The 17,280-nt window shown below is 64.8% G+C and carries 18 protein-coding genes; 14 read left to right on the forward strand and 4 right to left on the reverse strand.

Translation table 11 applies throughout. The features are described 5' to 3' along the window. Nucleotides 1-95: 95 nt before the first annotated feature. From V3572_RS10885 to murA, 3 genes are all read right to left on the reverse strand, one after another. Nucleotides 96-890: a 2-amino-3,7-dideoxy-D-threo-hept-6-ulosonate synthase gene (locus V3572_RS10885; protein ID WP_332111016.1), complete on the reverse strand. Its 795-nt coding sequence runs from the start codon at nt 888-890 to the stop codon at nt 96-98. 291 nt (nt 891-1,181) lie between these two features. Next, nucleotides 1,182-1,517 (reverse strand): hypothetical protein, encoded by a 336-nt coding sequence (locus tag V3572_RS10890; protein ID WP_332111017.1) that lies wholly within the window; start codon nt 1,515-1,517, stop codon nt 1,182-1,184. A 26-nt stretch (nt 1,518-1,543) separates the two neighbouring features. Next, a complete protein-coding gene (murA, locus tag V3572_RS10895; RefSeq protein WP_332111018.1) occupies nt 1,544-2,797 on the reverse strand; it encodes a UDP-N-acetylglucosamine 1-carboxyvinyltransferase in 1,254 nt (417 codons plus the stop codon). 206 nt (nt 2,798-3,003) lie between these two features. On the opposite strand from murA, the gene V3572_RS10900 reads away from it, so the two are divergent. From V3572_RS10900 to V3572_RS10960, 13 genes are all read left to right on the forward strand, one after another. Further along, nucleotides 3,004-3,252 carry a FeoA family protein gene (locus tag V3572_RS10900; RefSeq protein ID WP_332111019.1) on the forward strand — a complete coding sequence of 83 codons (249 nt, stop codon included), beginning with the start codon at nt 3,004-3,006 and terminating at the stop codon, nt 3,250-3,252. A gap of 313 nt (nt 3,253-3,565) precedes the next feature. Further along, nucleotides 3,566-3,931: an ArsR/SmtB family transcription factor gene (locus V3572_RS10905; protein WP_332111020.1), complete on the forward strand. Its 366-nt coding sequence runs from the start codon at nt 3,566-3,568 to the stop codon at nt 3,929-3,931. Then, nucleotides 3,928-5,202: a mercury methylation corrinoid protein HgcA gene (hgcA, locus tag V3572_RS10910; RefSeq protein WP_332111021.1), complete on the forward strand. Its 1,275-nt coding sequence runs from the start codon at nt 3,928-3,930 to the stop codon at nt 5,200-5,202. The genes V3572_RS10905 and hgcA overlap by 4 nt, the downstream gene beginning before the upstream one ends. 14 nt (nt 5,203-5,216) lie before the next feature. Then, nucleotides 5,217-5,492, forward strand: a complete 276-nt coding sequence (gene hgcB, locus V3572_RS10915) for a mercury methylation ferredoxin HgcB (RefSeq protein WP_332111023.1) — start codon at nt 5,217-5,219, stop codon at nt 5,490-5,492. Nucleotides 5,493-5,608: 116 nt separating this feature from the next. Further along, complete coding sequence (locus V3572_RS10920; RefSeq protein ID WP_332111024.1) at nt 5,609-6,076, forward strand: arsenate reductase ArsC; 468 nt, start codon at nt 5,609-5,611, stop codon at nt 6,074-6,076. A gap of 198 nt (nt 6,077-6,274) precedes the next feature. After that, nucleotides 6,275-6,748, forward strand: coding sequence for a C-GCAxxG-C-C family protein (locus tag V3572_RS10925; protein ID WP_332111025.1), 474 nt, complete (start codon nt 6,275-6,277; stop codon nt 6,746-6,748). Between the two features lie 41 nt (nt 6,749-6,789). After that, entirely contained in the window at nt 6,790-7,629 is an 840-nt protein-coding gene (locus tag V3572_RS10930; protein WP_332111026.1) for a hypothetical protein, read from the forward strand. Between the two features lie 200 nt (nt 7,630-7,829). Further along, nucleotides 7,830-8,273, forward strand: a complete 444-nt coding sequence (locus V3572_RS10935; protein WP_332111027.1) for an arsenate reductase ArsC — start codon at nt 7,830-7,832, stop codon at nt 8,271-8,273. Next, complete coding sequence (locus V3572_RS10940) at nt 8,270-10,378, forward strand: sensor histidine kinase (protein WP_332111028.1); 2,109 nt, start codon at nt 8,270-8,272, stop codon at nt 10,376-10,378. The genes V3572_RS10935 and V3572_RS10940 overlap by 4 nt, the downstream gene beginning before the upstream one ends. Continuing rightward, nucleotides 10,375-11,046, forward strand: coding sequence for a response regulator transcription factor (locus tag V3572_RS10945; RefSeq protein ID WP_332111029.1), 672 nt, complete (start codon nt 10,375-10,377; stop codon nt 11,044-11,046). The genes V3572_RS10940 and V3572_RS10945 overlap by 4 nt, the downstream gene beginning before the upstream one ends. Before the next feature lie 149 nt (nt 11,047-11,195). Beyond that, nucleotides 11,196-12,350, forward strand: a complete 1,155-nt coding sequence (locus V3572_RS10950; RefSeq protein ID WP_332111030.1) for a pilus assembly protein TadG-related protein — start codon at nt 11,196-11,198, stop codon at nt 12,348-12,350. A gap of 89 nt (nt 12,351-12,439) precedes the next feature. After that, on the forward strand, nt 12,440-12,658 hold the full coding sequence (locus V3572_RS10955; RefSeq protein ID WP_332111031.1) for a transcriptional regulator: 219 nt from the start codon (nt 12,440-12,442) through the stop codon (nt 12,656-12,658). A gap of 63 nt (nt 12,659-12,721) precedes the next feature. Then, nucleotides 12,722-13,789: an Lcl C-terminal domain-containing protein gene (locus V3572_RS10960; RefSeq protein WP_332111032.1), complete on the forward strand. Its 1,068-nt coding sequence runs from the start codon at nt 12,722-12,724 to the stop codon at nt 13,787-13,789. Here the strand turns inward: V3572_RS10960 and V3572_RS10965 are convergent. Further along, a complete protein-coding gene (locus V3572_RS10965) occupies nt 13,743-15,695 on the reverse strand; it encodes a HAMP domain-containing methyl-accepting chemotaxis protein (RefSeq protein ID WP_332111033.1) in 1,953 nt (650 codons plus the stop codon). The two genes, V3572_RS10960 and V3572_RS10965, sit on opposite strands and share 47 nt — an antisense overlap. A 405-nt stretch (nt 15,696-16,100) precedes the next feature. On the opposite strand from V3572_RS10965, the gene V3572_RS10970 reads away from it, so the two are divergent. Next, a partial coding sequence (locus V3572_RS10970; protein ID WP_332111034.1) for a PAS domain-containing protein occupies nt 16,101-17,280 on the forward strand: 1,180 nt, incomplete at its 3' end.

Raw genomic sequence — 17,280 nt, forward strand, 5'->3', positions numbered from 1 at the left:
GACGCGAAGCGCGACAAAGTTTTCGAAAGGGGGTCCAGGGGGGAAACCTTTTTCAAAAGGTTTCCCCCCTGGTCGCCGAAGGCCGTCGGCCGGGATCAGCCGAGCAGGGCCATGGCCTCGTCGATGGAGGCGTCATCGTGGACCAGGTGATTAACGGCCTGGAGGAGCTTGCGCGGGTTTTTATCCTGGAAGATGTTGCGTCCCACGGACAGTCCGCGTCCCCCGGCGTCCAGGGAGTGGCGGATCATGGTCAGGAATTCCCGGGTGTTTTTGGTCTTGGGCCCCCCGGCGATGACCACGGGCACGGCGCACCCCCGACAGACGGCGGCAAAGGATTCTTTGTCGCCGGTGTAGGGCACCTTGACCACGTCGGCCCCCAGTTCCATGCCCACCCGGGCGCAATGGGCCACCACCGTGGGATCGAACTCGTTTTGGATTTTGGGGCCACGGGCGTAGATCATGGCCAGCATGGGGATTCCCCAGGAGGCGGCGCTCTGGGTGATGCGCCCCAGGTCTTCGAGCATGCGCGATTCGGTTTCGTCGCCGAGGTTGATGTGGGTGGACACGGCGTCCGCGCCCAGGCGAATGGCCTCCTCCACGCTGCACACCAGGGTCTTGGCGTTGGGGAAGGGGGAGAGGCTGGTGCTGGCCGAAAGATGCACGATGAGCCCGATGTCCCGGCCCTTGGCCCGGTGTCCGCAGGGCACCACCCCTTTATGCATGAGCACGGCGTTGGCCCCGCCCTCGACCATGGTGGTCACGGTGTCGCGCATGTTTTCGATGCCCGCGATGGGGCCGACGCTGACGCCGTGGTCCAGGGGGACGATGATGGTGCGGCCGGTGTCGCGGTTGAAGATGCGTTCGGTCCTGATGAGTTTTCCGATCAGCATGGCAGGCTCCCTTTGGGTTTGTCCACGAGCGGGGCGGGGGCGGTCCCAAAAAAAAGGGCCGCCGGCTTTGTCAAGCCCGCAGCCCTTTCGAGGCGGTTTGTATGGTGGTGTGACGCTAGACCGTCCCCCACCCCGCCGGACCACGGGCGCACAGGTAGCCGTAATAATAATATGAGCCCTGGCAGGGCGCATCCGGCTGGCAGATCGTGGGACGGTTCGGCATGGAGGAAAGCATGCCCGTTAGCTACGTCGGACCCGGCCCGCCTGTCAAGCGAACATCCCGGGAAAACGCTATTTCGGCGTTTCCAAAAGTCCGTCCCGGATGATCTGCCGGGCCGTTTCCTGGTTGTCGGGGCCGGGCCGCACGGTGTTGGGGCTGGTGTCGGCCTCGGGGTTGGGGACGATGCGCACGCGCGTGCCGCCGCCCTCGCTGACCAGCTTTTGGGGCGTGCAGGCGTTCTTGCAGGCCGGGCACTGGGTGTTGCACAGGCTGGCGGCCTGTCCCGGACCGCCCGTGACATGACACAGCACCGCGCCTCCCGGGGCCAGGCAGGCGAAGACCTCGGCCAGGGCCGGGCTGGCGAAGGACAGCGTAAAAAGGGCGATCAGCAGGGGCAGGGCCTTCATGTTGACTCCTTTGCGGGGACAGTCCGTCATTCCCGGGCGCGGACGATATCGGCGCCGACCTTGGACAGCTTGACCTCCATCGATTCATACCCCCGGTCCAGGTGGTAGACGCGCTGGACCTCCGTGGCGCCGTGGGCGGCCAGACCGGCCAGAACCAGGGAGGCGCTGGCCCGCAGATCCGAGGCCATGACCGGCGCGCCGAAGAGCCGGTCCACGCCATGCACAAAGGCGTTTTGCCCGGAAACCTTGATTTTGGCCCCCAGGCGGACCAACTCTTGGACGTGCATGTAGCGGTTTTCGAAAATGGTCTCCTTGATGGAGCCCGCCCCTTTTGCCAGGCACATAAGGGCCATGACCTGGGCCTGCATGTCCGTGGGAAAGCCGGGATAGGGCAGGGTGGCCACGTCGGCGTTGACCAGTTCGGACTGGCGGAACACGCGCACCCCGGCCGGAGTCTCGGTAAAGCCCACGCCCATTTCCCGCAATTTGGAAACGGCGGCGTCGAGTTCTCGGAAGGGGCATTTTTCCAGGATCAGGTCGCCGTCGGTGATGGCGGCGGCCACCATGTAGGTGCCGGCCTCAATGCGGTCGGGCATGATGGCGTAGCTCCCGCCGTGCAGGGAATCGACGCCGTCGATGGTGATGATGGTGCTGCCGTGACCGGTGATTTTCGCCCCCATGGCGATGAGGAATTCGGCCAGGTCGGAAATCTCCGGCTCCCGGGCGGCGTTTTCCAGGATGGTGCGGCCCTTGGCCAGGCTGGCGGCCATGAGCAGATTCTCCGTGCCGCCCACCGTGGGGAAGTCGAAGGTGATATGCGCCCCGGTCAATTGGTCGCACCGCCCCTCAATGTAGCCCGCTTCGAGGTCGAACACGGCGCCCATCTTTTCCAGGGCGGACAGGTGCAGGTTGACCGGCCGCGCGCCAATGGCGCATCCGCCGGGCAGGGCCACCCGGGCCCGTCCCAGCCGGGCCAAAAGCGGTCCCAGGCACAGCACCGAGGCGCGCATGGTTTTGACCAAGTCGTAGGGGGCCTCGTGGTTGAGGACGACGGCCGGGGTGACGGCGACCCGGTCGTCCTCGAAGGTCGTGCCCAGCCCCAGGATGTTTAAGAGTTTGAGGGTGGTGAAGATATCCCGCAGGCGCGGGACGTTTTCGTAGGCGATGGGGCCGTCCACCAGAAGGGCGGCCAAAAGGATGGGCAGGGCGGCGTTTTTGGAGCCGCTGATGCGGACTGTGCCGCGCAGGGGCTTGGCGCCCTGGATGACGAGTTTGTCCATATTTCGAGAGGATCCTTTGCGTGTCGGATTGGCGCCGCGCGCCGGGCGCATGGTGGCATACCCATATCCCGGCCTCGTCCCGGGGGCAAGCGACCCGGCGCCGCATGCTGTCGACGGCTTGGCCTGGGCGCAGTCGTTTCCGGATTGAAATAACCTTGACAATCATTTTCAACAGGCCTATCTCTCTTTGCACCCAAGGAGCTCTCATGTCGCCGTATGGTCCCCTCAGCCAATTTCCCGCCGGAACCCGGGTCCGCATCGAAAAGTTGTGCGACTGCTCCCGGGCCAGGGGACGCCTGTGCTCCATGGGCCTGACCCCCGGGACCGAAATCGAGGTTTTCGCCAACTGCGGCGGCCCGTGCTGCCTCAAGGTGCGCGGGTCGAGCCTGACCCTGGGGCAAGGCCTGGCTGGAAACATTTACGGCCGGATCGTCGAATCCGAGGTCGCAGCGTAAAAAAATTTTCCACGAATTGACCCCGCACCCCGAAGCGGCGTTTTCGGACCACCCCACGCTGGTCCGGAGACGCCGCTCCTTTTTCCTCCGGATTCTTTTCTCTGCACCGCCCGGTCGCCCCGCGCCGCGCATACGGCCCCCAACACCAGCAATCTGGACGACATCCGTCACCCCCGGCGTGCGATCAATATCTTGAAATAATACGTAGTTGAATGTTTTATGTGGTTATCATGGCGACTCAAACGGACGCCCCTTCAGGACACGACGCCGGATCTTGACGCGGCCTTGGGTAATCGTTTATCGTCGATTTACGATGAATAGGCATGACACCATCCATACCGAATCCGCGGACGAGCGGTTGGCCCTGATGTGCAAGGCCCTGGGGCATCCGGCCCGGGTGGCCATCCTGCGCCATCTCCATGAAATCGACGGCTGCGTATGCGGCCGCATTGTCGAGGTTTTGTCCCTGGCCCAGTCCACGGTGAGCGAACACCTGCGCAAGCTCAAGCTGGCCGGATTGGTGCGCGGGGAGGTGGACGGCCTGAGCACCTGCTATTGCATCGACCGGGATGGCCTGGAGCGGCTGCGGGAGATGCTCTCAGGATTGTGCCCGGGGGCTGGCGTCGCGGCCGGGCCGTCGTGCCAAGACGAGGCCAAAACCCGGGGGGACGCTCCATGATGCCGCTTTCGGGAAAACAGCGGACCACGGCTGCGGCCGGTCCCTGTTGCTGCGGCGACACGCCAGGCCGTGACGGCGGCGATGCGTCTCCGTGCTGCCCTGGGGCCGCGACGGACGGCGATGCGTCTTTGTGTTGCGGCGTGTCCGCCGCAGGCGGCGAGGATTCCGGCCAGCCCTGTTGCGGCGGCCCCCAGGCCCCGGCCGCCAGTCCCATGGCCCGGCCCGGCTACGAACTGCGCCCCTTTGTCGAGACCTTTCTCACCACCCTGGCCGGTCCCGTGCCCGTGGTGCGCACGTCGCTTGACCGCCGCGATTTCCGGGGGACCCTGGGTGCCCGGCTGGGATACGGCCGCGACGGCTATCGGACGGCCCCGGGGCTCTATGCCGTGGGACGGCCCGGGCCGGACTCCCCGGTCCTGGTCACGGCGGACTACAAGCTGTCCTTCGACGCCCTGCGCCGGGAGCTTTCGGGAATCGACGCCTGGATTCTTGTCCTGGACACCCGGGGGATCAACGTCTGGTGTGCGGCGGGCAAGGGCACGTTCTCGGCCGCAGCGGTGGCGCTTCTGGTCGAGGCCAGCGGCCTGGCCCGGGTGGTGTCCCATCGCCGACTCATTGTCCCCCAGCTTGCCGCCCCGGGACTCGATGCCCGGGACGTCCGGCGGCGGTGCGGTTTCACAGCGATTTTCGGGCCGGTGCGGGCCGCCGACCTCCCGGCCTTTTTGCGGGCCGGGAACCGGGCCGAGCCCGCCATGCGGCGGGTGACCTTCACCCTGTCCGAGCGGCTGGCCGTGGCCCCGGTGGAGGTCTACCACGCCCGGAAATGGCTGTGGTGGGCGGCGCTTGCGGCCCTGGCCGTGTCCGGGATCGGGCCGGGCGTCTTTTCCCTGGTGGCCGTGTGGGAACGCGGGGTGTGGCTTGTGGCCGCCACCCTGGCCGGACTTGTCGGTGGCGCGTTGGCGACGCCGGTATTTTTGCCGTGGCTGCCGGGGCGGGCCTTTGCCGTCAAGGGGGCCATCGCCGCCGGTGGGCTCGGACTCCTGACCGTCCTGGTCCTGGCGCATGCGGCCCCCGAGGCGGTTTCCCCGGCCGGTCGCGTGGCCATGGCGCTTGCGGCCGCAAGCCTGGGGTCTTTTTTGGCCATGAATTTCACAGGCTCAACGCCCTTCGCCTCGCCGTCGGGGGTGGAGCGCGAGATGCGGCGGGCCATGCCGCTTCAGGCTGCGGGGCTTGTTCTGGCGGCCATTTTGTGGATCATCTCGGCCTTTTGAGGCCAGGGGGGAACATGCGCGACATGCGGTATCTGTCCGGAGTGGCCACCATTTCCCTGGATGTCCGGCGCTGCGTGGGATGCGGCCTGTGCGAGGCCGTCTGCCCGCACGGGGTGCTGGCCGTGGCGGAGGGCAAGGCCGAGATTGTGGATCGCGACGGATGTATGGAGTGCGGGGCCTGCGTGACCAACTGCCCCACCGGGGCGGTCACCGTCACCCCGGGGGTGGGATGCGCCGCCTACATTCTCCAGGTCTGGCTGAAGGGCAAGGCCAAGGCCTCGTGCTGTTGAGCGTCGCCTTTTCGTCACCAGGACGTGATAGTTCCGGGCGAAATGCCCGGCCCGGGCCGTTCGCCCGGGCCGCAAACGGCTGAAACCGCCTGGTCGGCAAATCAAGGGAGACCGTCATGGAAAAAAAATCCGTCCTTTTCATCTGCGTTCACAATTCCGCCAGAAGCCAGATGGCCGAAGCGTTCTTAAAGGCCGCAGGCGGCGGCATGTTCGCCGTGGAAAGCGCCGGTCTGTCGCCAACGAGCATCAATCCCCTGGTGGTCGAGGCCATGGCCGAAAAGGGCATCGACCTGTCCGGGGCCACAACCCAAAGCGCCTTTGAACTGTTCCGGCAGGGGCGGCTTTTCGAATACGTGATCACCGTCTGCGACGATTCCAATGAGAAGCAGTGCCCGGTCTTCCCAGGCCTGGTGCATCGCGAACACTGGCCGTTTGAAGACCCTGCGGCCCTGACCGGGACGCAGGAGGAAAAGATGGCCGGAGTACGCCGCATCCGGGATCAGATCGAGGAGGCCGTGGCCGCCTTTGTGGCCCGCTTCGAGAGCGCGGAAGGCCTGGAGGGGAAAAACTCGCGCGAGGGGTGACGGGCGGTTTCGACGTTTCGGCTGTGCGGGCCATTCCTGCCGCAGCGGGCGCCGATTGACGGTGTTTTCGTTTTTGGGCTACGTCGCGCACAGATGTTGCGAATGTGCGCAGGCCCCGTCCGGTTGACTGGCGGACGGGCGGACTTTGGCCATGGGCGCGGGATCCGTTGGATCGCAGGGCCTGAGAGGGATGACGGCATGACGGACGACGGGACTCGGGAAAACGCCTCCCACGAGGCGGTGCGGCTTTTCACCGACGGGCACAACTGCGCTCAGGCCGTTTTGGGGGCGCTGGCCCCGGGGCTTGGCCTGGACCGGGAAACGGCCGTGCGGCTGGCCACGGGATTCGGGATAGGCCTGTCCATGGGCGAGACCTGCGGGGCGGTGTCCGGCGCGGTCCTGGCCCTCGGCCTGGCCAGTGGCGGCGGAGGTCCGGGCGGGACCGAGGCCAAGCTGGCCACCTATGCCCTGGCCGGGGAATTTTTCGACGCCTTTGTCCAGGTTCGCGGCGGCCTGCGCTGCCGGGAGCTGATCGGATGCGATCCCTCCACCCCGGAGGGCATGCTCATGGCCAGGACCGAAGACCGTTTCGGCACGATCTGCTCCGGACTGGTGGGCACAGCCGCCGCCATCGCTGCGGAAATGCTTGCAAAACGGTCGCCGTCGGCCTGATGCCCCGGTTTTTGCGAATCCGCCCTCTGGAGGTTTTTTTCGTGAATGCCGTTTCATGTGGTGTCTCGTCCGGGCCAGGCCGTTTCGCCGCCCCGCTTATGGCCCTGGCCGGGGTGGTGTTGTGCGTGGCCCAGGCATTGGGATATGCCGAAGTCCTGTGCGTCACCGAGGGGTGCGCCCTGCATGAGAACACCACCGTTTTCGGGCTTTCCCTGTGGTGGTGGGGAGCGGCGGCCTTTGCCGGGCTGGGCCTTTTCGCCGTGATGGGCTGGATGGGGCTGGCCTCCCGGGCCGGACTTTTGGGTCTGGCGGCCGATATCGGGTTGTTGGCGCTTATGGCCCTGACGGCCCCCTGTTTGACCTGTCTGGCGGCCGGGGTGCTTTTTCTGGCGTTTTATCTGTGCGCCACCCCCCGGGCGGTCGTTTTCGGGCGATTGTCCCTGGCGGTGATCCTGGCCTGGGGGTTGGCTTTTTCCCCGAACCTGTTCGCCGTGGGTAGGGAGGCCATGCAGCCCTGGCCCCTGGTCGGACCCCGGACGGCCGCCGTGCGCCTTTTTTTCTCCCCAACCTGTCCGGCCTGTCGTGACGCCGTGACGGCCATGTCCCGTCTGGACAAGCCGTTTCTGGGATTTTTCCCCATCGCCGGAACGGAAGAGGAGGTGCGCATGGTCGCCAGGACCATGAACGGCCTGGAGGCCGGATTATCCCTGCCAGAGGCCCTAGCCCGTTCCGGAGACGGCGAACCCGTCGAGGTGGGGCTTGGACTTCGCTTCCGGCTGCTCAAAAACAAGGTGGTCTATCTGGGCGGCCGCCCGGATGGCGTGCCGCATCTGCAGATCAACGGTTGGCCTCGGAAGTGGGACAGTCTCGAAGTCTTTTAGGGGCGACGTGCGGAACGCGGGTTCCGGGTCCGTCACCCCCGTAGCGGCGCGGCATCGGCCACCTTTGCCGCCCTGAAATCCATGGTATCCACATTCATCTCCTCCCTCTTTTTGAAAAATGTTTGCCCCGGGCCTGGAATAGCGTACACCGTAACTGACCACCGATCCGCATGTCCGGTATCGGATACCTGGAGACATTCATGGGCACGATCACGGTTCTTTTTTTGTGCACCGGCAATTCCTGTCGCAGCCAGATGGCCGAGGGATTCGCCAAAAGCCTCAAGGCCGGGGAGATCGTGGCCTATTCCGCCGGCGTAGAGCGGCACGGCCTCAACCCCGACGCCGTGACGGTCATGGCTGAGGCCGGGGTGGACATTTCCGGGCAGCGATCCAAAACCGTGGACGAGTTGTCCTCCGTGCGCTTCGATTATGTGATCACCCTGTGCGGGCACGCCTCGGAAAACTGTCCGTTTTTTCCCGGGCCGGTCAAACGCCTGCATGTGGGGTTCGACGACCCTCCGGCCCTGGCCCGGGGCGCTGTCGACGCCAAGGCCCGGCTTGCACCCTATCGCAGGGTGCGCGACGAGATTCGTCGTTTTGTGGAGGGGATGCCTGGAAACCTCCCGGGGGAAGAGCATCCGTGACCCTACGTGCCACCACCACCGGCATCATCTTTGTGATTTTTACTACGCTTTTCGCGTTGCTGTACGCCGTGACGCATCACAACATCCTGTCCAGCTTCCAGATTTTGGAGAGAAAACAGGTTGCCGAGTCTCTTGGCAGGGCCGAAAACGGCGTGCAGGGCGAGCTGCGGGGACTGGATGCCGTGTGTGAGGATTGGGCTGCCTGGGATGACACCTATGCTTTCATCCAACAGCCGAACACTGCCTATATTTCTTCAAATATAACCGGTCCGGCCTTGGCTAACCTGCATCTGGACATGGTCCTCTATTACGATGAGGGAGGGCGGTTGGTCCTGGGGAAAAGCCATGATGGCAACTGGAATATCACGGACGCCCTGGAACGGGATGTGGCCCACATCAGCCCGGATTCGCCGCTGTTTCTGCGCCGGGAGAACAGCCCCCGGGGGGGGGTGATCATGCTGCCCGACGGGCCGTTTCTTGTGGTGGCCCGGCCCATCCGCACCAGCGAAAAGGATGGACCAATCGGGGGAACCCTGGTCATGGGCCGGTATCTGGACGCTCACCGGGAACAGGCGCTTTCCCTCCAGCTCAGAACGTCCGTGCGGTTTTATCGTTTTGCCGATGCCGATTTGCCCCGTCCGTTGGCGGATGTGGCCGCCTCCCTGCGGCGCAGCGATGAATACCAGATCGTTCCCGAAAACGAGGACGCGATCAAAGGGTATGCCCTGATCCGGGATATTTTCGGTGAGCCGGGACTGATCTTGGAGGTCGAATCGGATCGGGATATGCATCGCCAGGGACTTATCACCCTGCGCTATAATTTCATTTCCCTGGCGGCCATCGGCCTGACCTTTGGCCTGGGCATGCATTACCTGGTGGAAAAGCGCATCCTCTCCCGGGTCACCAGCCTCGGCGCGCAGATCGCAGCCGTCCGCCACGATTCCCAGGCATCCCGGGACATCCGGGTGGCGGGAAGTGACGAGATCACGGGGCTTGGCACGGCCATCCGGGAGATGCTGGCGGAGATGGAGAGCGCCCGGGAGAAACTGGCCGAGAGCGAGAAACGGTATGAAATGGCCACCCGGGCCGCCAAGGTCGGCGTTTGGGACTATGATTTCACCTCCGGCGACCTGTTTCTCGACCCAAGCCTCAAGACGCTGCTCGGATACCGCGATGAGGACATCGAGAACAGCCTGGAGGCCTGGCTCAATCTGGTCGACCCCGAAGACCGGGCCGTCGCCCTGGAGGTCACCCGGGACAGCCACAACGAACGTTCGGCCGAGGTCATTCGCGAATACCGGTTGCGCCACAAGGACGGCGGCACGCGCTGGATCATGATTCGGGGACTCGTGCAGCGCGACGGAGCTGGAACGCCGGTGCGTTTTCTTGGCACAGGGGTCGATGTGACGGACCTAAAGCTCGCCGAACAAAGCGTGCGCCATCTGACCCGGGAGATCATCACGGCCCAGGAATACGAGCGGTTCCGGATAGCCCGGGAGCTGCACGACAATGTGGCCCAGGATCTCTCCAGCCTGAAGATATCCTGCGAGGCCCTCTTTGAGAGCCTTCCCAAGGCGGAAGCCGATTTGCGGGAACGATTCGCCGAGACCTCGCGCATCCTGCAGCGGGCCATCACCTTCATCAGGGAAATGGCCTACGCATTGCGTCCCTCCAATCTGGACCATTTGGGATTTTTGTCCACGGTCGAGCGGTTTTGCGCGGACTTTGAGGAAAAGACGGGAATACATACCCGGTTCCTGCATACGGGCATGGAGGGCGTGGTTTTTGACGCGGAGACGGGAATCAACCTTTTTCGGGTGGTCCAAGAGGCTCTCGGCAACGTCCGGAGACATTCCGACGCGACCGAGGCCGCCGTGAAAATCGTGGAGTCGCACCCGCATATCATCGTACGCGTGGAGGATAACGGCGTGGGGTTCGACGTGTCTGCCGGGCTCACCGCCGCCATGGAGGAAAAACGTATGGGGCTTGGCGGCATGCGCGAGCGGGTCAAGCTTTTGGGCGGCAACCTGCGCATCCTGTCCGCTCCGGGCCAGGGAACCCGTATCGTGGCCGAGATACCTTCGGTACGCGGGGGGGCGGCATGACGGCCAAACGCATCCTGATCATCGACGACCACCCCTTGTTTCGCGAGGGCCTAAAAACCATCATCCGGCGCAACCCCGGCTTCGAGCTGGCCGGTGAGGCCGGAACCGCCCAGGAAGGGCTGCGCGAGGCCCAGCGTCTTCATCCGGAAGTGTCCGTGGTGGACATCTCCCTTCCCGACAAAAGCGGCATCCAACTCGTCCGGGAGCTGGCGGCCGTGCTCCCCGAGATGCGGATCATCATGGTCAGCATGCATACGAAGGTCGATTACATCGTGGAGGCCTTCCAGGCCGGGGCCACGGGGTACGTGACCAAGGATTCGGCCTCGGAGAACCTGATGACCGGGCTTATGGCCGTGGCCAAGGGCGAATTTTATCTCGATCCCTCCATTTCCCGGGAAGTCGCCAAACGGCTGCTGGAATTCCCCGGCGGCAGGGACCAGGGAACCCTCGCCGGGGGCGGTTCGGCGGCATACGATTCCCTGACTCCCCGGGAACGCGAGGTCATGCGGCTGGTGTGCGAAGGCATGTACACCAAGGAAATCGCCGACATGCTGTCCATAAGCATCAAGACCGTCGAGCACCATCGGGCCAGTGTTTTAAAAAAAATCGGCTTGCAAAATACCGTGGAACTCGTTCGCTATGCGGTTAAAATTGGGCTTATCGATTGACCCCATCTGTGCAAGTCATTGGCTTTTTCGATATAATATCCTCCCGTATAAGGGTTTTCCCCTAGTCCCCCCGGGTTAGCTCCAATCGACATCCCCGGCGTCAATGCTATCTTCCCTGTATGGGAAAGGCCGCAGGACATTCGCACACCGTGCCGCGCCATCGGCTTGACGCCGGGAGCGCCAGCCTCATGGTGGCCTTGTCCCTGGTCCTTCTGGCCGGGTTTTCCGCCCTGGCCGTGGATTATACCTATCTCCACCACCGGAAGGCCGCTTTGCAAAAGGCTGCGGCGGCTGGGGCCCTGGCGGGGGCGGCAATGCTTGTCAGAGGCGGCCGGGACATCGACGCCGCGCGCGACGCGACGGTGCGGGCCGCCCAGAAGGCGTTACGGCGGGAGGATTCTCCCGAACTGGCCGTGCGGAATTCGGACGTGGTTTTTCTCTGGGACGGTGTCCAGGAAACAGCCGCACCGGATCAGGTTCAGGTGACCACCGGGCGCACGGACGCCCGGGGCAATCCGGTGAACCTTTTTTTGGGGGGGCTTTTGGGACAGAGCACTGCCGACGTCAGCGCCTCGGCCAGGGCGGAGCTGTTTTGCTCCGATGCCTCGGAGGATCTTGTCCCCATGGTTCTCCCGGCTGGTCACGCCTGGGACGACGCCTGCGACCCGGATGAACGACGGCGCGGCAATGGTGTTTTCGATACGCAAAGCCGTTGCGAGGCGGCCTCGGTTCGGGTTTCCACGTACGGCGAACAGGATGTGGGCAGACGGTTGGTTCTTTCACCCGGACGGTTTGGCGAGATGTCTCCGGGAGGGATGTTTCCCGTCGCCCGGAAGACGCAAGGCGCATCCGGAGCGCACCCCGCTGTGCAGGGCGGGATCGCGGAGGGCTATTTCGCCGCGCTGGGGGATTGGGTGGCTGTGGACGGAGAGCCAGGCGCCGCAGAGTCTCTTTGCGGCCAAGCCCGACTGCTGCTTGCGGAGGATCCCGAGGCTTACTGGGACGAGGCCTGCCAGGCCGTCCGGGGGGGCCGCCGCCAGATCCCGGAAGAGAGCCCCCGGATGGTCAGGGTGTCCTTTTTCGACCCGTCCCGCCCTCCGGCGCCCGGACGCCCGGAGGTGCGCGTTTACCAGCTTGGGGCGGTGTTCATCGAGGAACTTTTTGATAACGGAGGGATCGCCGTACGGCTGGCGCGGGCCATGGCCGTCGCACCGCAAAAGGACGCTTCCGCCTGCGACCCGCGCGGGGTCGGCCTGTATGGGGTCAGGCTTGCGTCCGGGGGGCCGGATGGCGACGCCGAATGATGCGTGCGGCGAAAGGACAATGCGCATGGCATGAGGCAGCGGTGGGATTACAATTTACTGAAAACAAGGTGTTGCCGAAGGAGACAACCATGAACTTAAATCTTGATTTGACCGCTGTGGACCGGGAACGGGCATTGCGCACTTGGCTGGTGTTCCATGGCATGGACCTTTTTGAAATCGCCTCGAAACTGCGCGTGGCGCATTCCACGGTCAGCCGCCTCATCAAGCGGGATCGGGCCTCCATGCGGCGCGTGGAGCAGCTCCATAATTTGGGGATTCCCCGGGAGCTTTTGCCCGTGCCCAAATAGATTCGGCCCGGGCGCCCCGGGCGGGTCTTTGCGCCGCCCGGGGGAGTGGGATATGCGTCGATCATGAACGCGTCTTCCCTGCCCGCCGTTCCGCCCGGACAGATGTCCCCGCCGTTGCCCACGGGCATGGCGGGATGCCACGATCTTGCCGGACAGGCCGTGCCCTGCCCGGGATCGGGCCAGGACGGGGACGGCCGGGAACCGGGGAAGGAAAGCCCACATCGCTTTATGGTTCTTTCGGACAAAACGGTGCGGGATGAGTTGACCGGCCTGCGCTGGCATCCGGCGGCCGACGCCCTGGGCTACCCGGTCTCGTTTTCGGAGGCGCTTTCGGCCGTGGCCGACTTCAATGCGGCGGCGGCCCACGGCAGGCGCGACTGGCGGATGCCCAACCGCCGGGAGTTGCGCAGCATTTTATGCCACGGCGCGAAAAATCCCGCCCTGTGGCCCGGGCATCCCTTCCGCAACGTCTTTTTCGGCCGTTATTGGACCTCCACATCCTTTGCCGGTTCTCCGGCCCACGCCTGGTATGTCCATTTGGAGGGCGCACGGGTCTTTTATGAGCGCAAGGACCGCTATTGCCTGCTGTGGCCCGTCTGTGGCGACAGCCATGGCCTGGCCGCCACCGGACAGGACTCCTGCTTCAACATGGCCGGGGAGGTGGTCCCCTGCGCCGGGAGCGGCCAGGACGGCGAGATGCGGCGGGGCCTGGCCTGGCCCAATCCCCGGTTTGCCCCGGGGGCAGGGACGGACGTGGTTTTCGACCGGCTGACGGGCCTCTCCTGGCTGGCGCGACCCGTCGGGGCTTTGGCGGCGGAGGGAGCGCCCGCGCCCTGCGACTGGGGGCAGGCCCTGGCCGCCGTGGCCGCATTCGCCGCCCGGGACGGACGTCCCTGGCGGTTGCCGGACATAAACGAGCTGGAATCCCTAACCGACCTGTCCCGGGCCTTTCCGGCCCTGCCCGGCGGACATCCCTTCCGCAACCTCGGGGACGGATTCTGGTCCGCAACCACCAGCTTCTACGATCCCGCCTGGGCCTATGTCCTGTATCTGGGCAAGGGGGCGGTGGGCGTGGGGTTCAAGGTCAACCGCGAGTTTTCGGCCTGGCCGGTGCTGCGCCCGGGAGCATGAGCCGCGAATCGGTTCCGTCGAGCCGGAAAAAGGCCACGGTGGATTGCAGGTTCATGGCCTGGCTGGACAACTCCTCGGAGGTGGAGGCCATTTCTTCCGAGGCCGAGGCGTTTTGCTGCACCACCTGATCCAACTGCCGCACGGCCTTGTTGATCTGCTCCGCCCCGGCATCCTGCTCCCGGCCTGCGGCGGCGATCTCCTGGATGAGTTCGGCCGTGCGTTCGATGTCGGGCACGATGCGCGACAAAAGCTCTCCGGCCTTTTCGGCGATGGCCACGCTTGTTCCGGACAATTCGCCGATCTCCCCGGCCGCCGCACCGCTTCGCTCGGCCAGCTTGCGCACCTCGGCGGCCACCACGGCGAACCCCTTGCCGTGTTCCCCGGCCCGGGCGGCCTCAATGGCCGCATTGAGGGCCAACAGGTTGGTCTGCCGGGCGATTTCCTCGATGATGCCGATTTTTTGGGCGATCTCCTTCATGGCCGAAACCGTGGCCGCCACGGCCGCCCCTCCCTCCCGGGCATCCTCCGCCGCCGTCATGGCCATCTTCTCCGTGCGCAGGGCGGTTTCGGAACCCTGGCGGATGGCGGCGGCCATCTGCTCCATGGACGAGGACACCTCTTCCACCGAGGCGGCCTGTTCCGAGGCCCCGTGGGAGATGTCCTGGGCCGCGCTGGAAAGCTGTTCGCTGCCCGAGGCCGTGTTCTCCGCTCCCGTGAGCACCTCGCGCACGGTCTCCCGCAACCGGGTGATCATGTCCCGCAGGGCGTCGGCCAACTGGCCGATCTCGTCTTTTTGCCGGATGTCCGGCTCCGTGGTCAGGTCGCCCCGGGAAATGTTTTGGGCCACGCGCACGGCCTGGAGGATGGGCCGGGTGATGGCCCGGGCCAAAAGCACCCCCAGCGCCAGGGCCAGGATCGCGCCCAGGACCATGCCGGTTATGGAGACGGCGCGGGCTGAGGTTGCGGCCTCGTTGGCCTGGACCTCGGCCTGCCTGCTGTCCGTGGTGTTGCTCTCCAAGAGTTGCCCCAGAAGTTCCAGGGTTTGGCGCTGTTTCTCCAGCAGGGCGACCATGACCTCCTGGAAGACGGTCTGGTACTGCTTTTCGGAGACATCGACCTCCTGGGACAGCTTTTGAAAAATTTCAAAGGTCTTGCCGACCGGGGCCATGGCCTCGTCCTGGTAAAAACGCAGGATGTCCTGGCGGGAGACGCCCGAGGCCGCCATGTCCTTGAGCCGCTTGATGGCGGCGTGGAACTGGTTGTGGAAGGGAATGATCTCCCGCAGCGCCCCCTGGATGGCGGGATTTTTGATGGACGAAGCCTCTCCCGCCAGCCAGCGGCCGAAGTTGCAGGCCGTGGGGTCCGTGCCGCCCTCGAAATGTTTGTCTATGAGAAGCAGTTCATTGAGGGAGTTCAGAAGTCGGTAGTGGTCGGCCCGAAACAGCTCCATCTTGCGCCGCATCTCCGTGGGATCGAGGATGCCCGTGGCGTCCAGGCGGCGGGAGGCGGACATGGCCGCTTCATTGATGGCCAGCCACTGGGTCCATGTCTCGCCAAAGCGTCTCCACAGGGCGTCTTCGGAGGGGGGTCTGGCCTTCTTGTCGAAAACCTCGACGGCGCTTCGGGCTTGGGCCAGGGTACGGTCCATGTTGGCGTACTGCCGGTCCCGGGTCTGTTGGTCCAGGTTTTGGATGAGCAGGGTGCGCTGGGCCACGCGCAGGGATTCGGCCGCCTGGCTGATCCCTTGCAGGGCCTCGCGGGCCGGGGCGTTTTCGACGGTGATGGCCCGCAGGCGGCCGGTCACGTCGCCAAGGCCGCGCAGTCCCATGATCCCCACCAGGACGGTCAGAAGCGAGACCAGGACGAAGGCCCCGACCAGCTTTGTTCCGAGCGCCAGATTTTTCATGTCGCTTTCTCCCCGGGTCGTGCTGTCCGAAGTATTCACACTTTTTACCTGTGTAATCGGAATGCGGCGTTTTGGCAAAGAAAGGACGGCATTTTTACGATTTTGCGAATGGTTTGCATGAATGGGCCTTCCCGGGCCGTGTCCTTCCCGTTCGTGGGCCGGGATTTCAAAAGGGATATCTTGAACATTCTGTTCTTTGTGTGGCGGGTGGGTGTTGATTCAGATGAAGCGACAGGAGGCCGCAACCGGCTCGTGGTTTTCGAGGTTTTTACCAGTGCCGGTCGCCTCGGCATCTTTCATGCTTCCTGCAATCACGGGGAAGGTGCTCCCTCGAAAACCCCTCATCGTCCCCCTGGTGTCTTTTTTCTTTACAGGCCCCGGGATAAAATTGTATATTAAATCTTCATGTGTATGAAAAACGAGCAGCCGAACCGACGATTTCTCTGGCAACCCTTTCGAAAAAACAGTCCTTTCCGGGTCTATGCCTCGCCCTGGGCCGTGCTCGGCGCTGCGGCGGTGCTGGCCGCCGTGGTGGTGGTCATGGCCGTGCTCAACGTCAACCGGGAAAAGGAATACGTCACCCGCATCCTGCGCGAAAAGGGGGCGGCCATCATCCGGGCCCTTGAGGCTGGAACCCGTACCGGCATGATGGGGGGGCTTGGGCGGGGGCCGGGCCTGCAACGGCTTTTGGTGGAGACTGCCGGGCAAGGGGATATCTTTTACATCGTCATCACTGACCGCTCGGGAAAGATCCTGGCCCATGACGACCGGTCCCTGGTGGGCAGCCAGTTTTTGCCGCCCGAGGAATTGGCCCTTCTGGCCCCGACTGGCGAGGAAAAATGGCGCGTGGTCCGGGAGGAGGGGACCGGGAGGCGCTCCTTTCTGGTCTACCGGGAGTTTCTGCCGCGCGGCGGGCCGGAAAGGCGGCGCGGGCAAGGGCGTTTCCCCGGTCCCCGGGGACTGTTTCCGGCCCCGCCGGATCTGTCCGACGGCCCGCTCCCCGGGGTCCGGGGCGCCCCCCTGGGGCATCCCGGGATGGAGCGCCCGGCGCAGCCCGCCCCATCCCCCCAGACCGAGTCGGACTTTTTGTGCTCCGAGGACTGCGACGGGCAGGGCGCCCGAAAAAGCCTGCGGGATGTGGAGCTGATCGTTTTCGTGGGCATGGACATCGGCCCCTTCGAGCAGGCCCGGTCCATGGATTTCCAGGGCACCCTGGTCACCTCGGCCACCCTTTTGGCGCTGGGATTCGCGGCCGTGGTGTCGCTTTTCTGGGCCCAGAGCCATCGGGTGTCCAAGCGGCTTTTGCGCGACACCCGGGCCTTCGCCTCGGAGGTGGTGGGCACCATGCCCGCCGGACTGGCGGTGGTCGATCCGGAGGGCATGCTGGCCATGGTCAACGCCTCCTTCGAGGCCCTTTTGGGCCGCAAGTCCGCCGATGTCGTGGGACGGCCCGCCGTCCAGGTGTTGCCCCCGGGGCTGCTCGAGGTGGGGACGGGCCAGGATGCGGCCCTGCCCGGCGAGACTTCCGGCCAAGGGGAGAGCGAGGGGGAGTTCGATTTCGGCGGGGACGTGCCCGTGCCGCTGG

This window comes from Desulfolutivibrio sp. (assembly GCF_036584575.1).
Lineage (GTDB): Bacteria > Desulfobacterota > Desulfovibrionia > Desulfovibrionales > Desulfovibrionaceae > Desulfolutivibrio.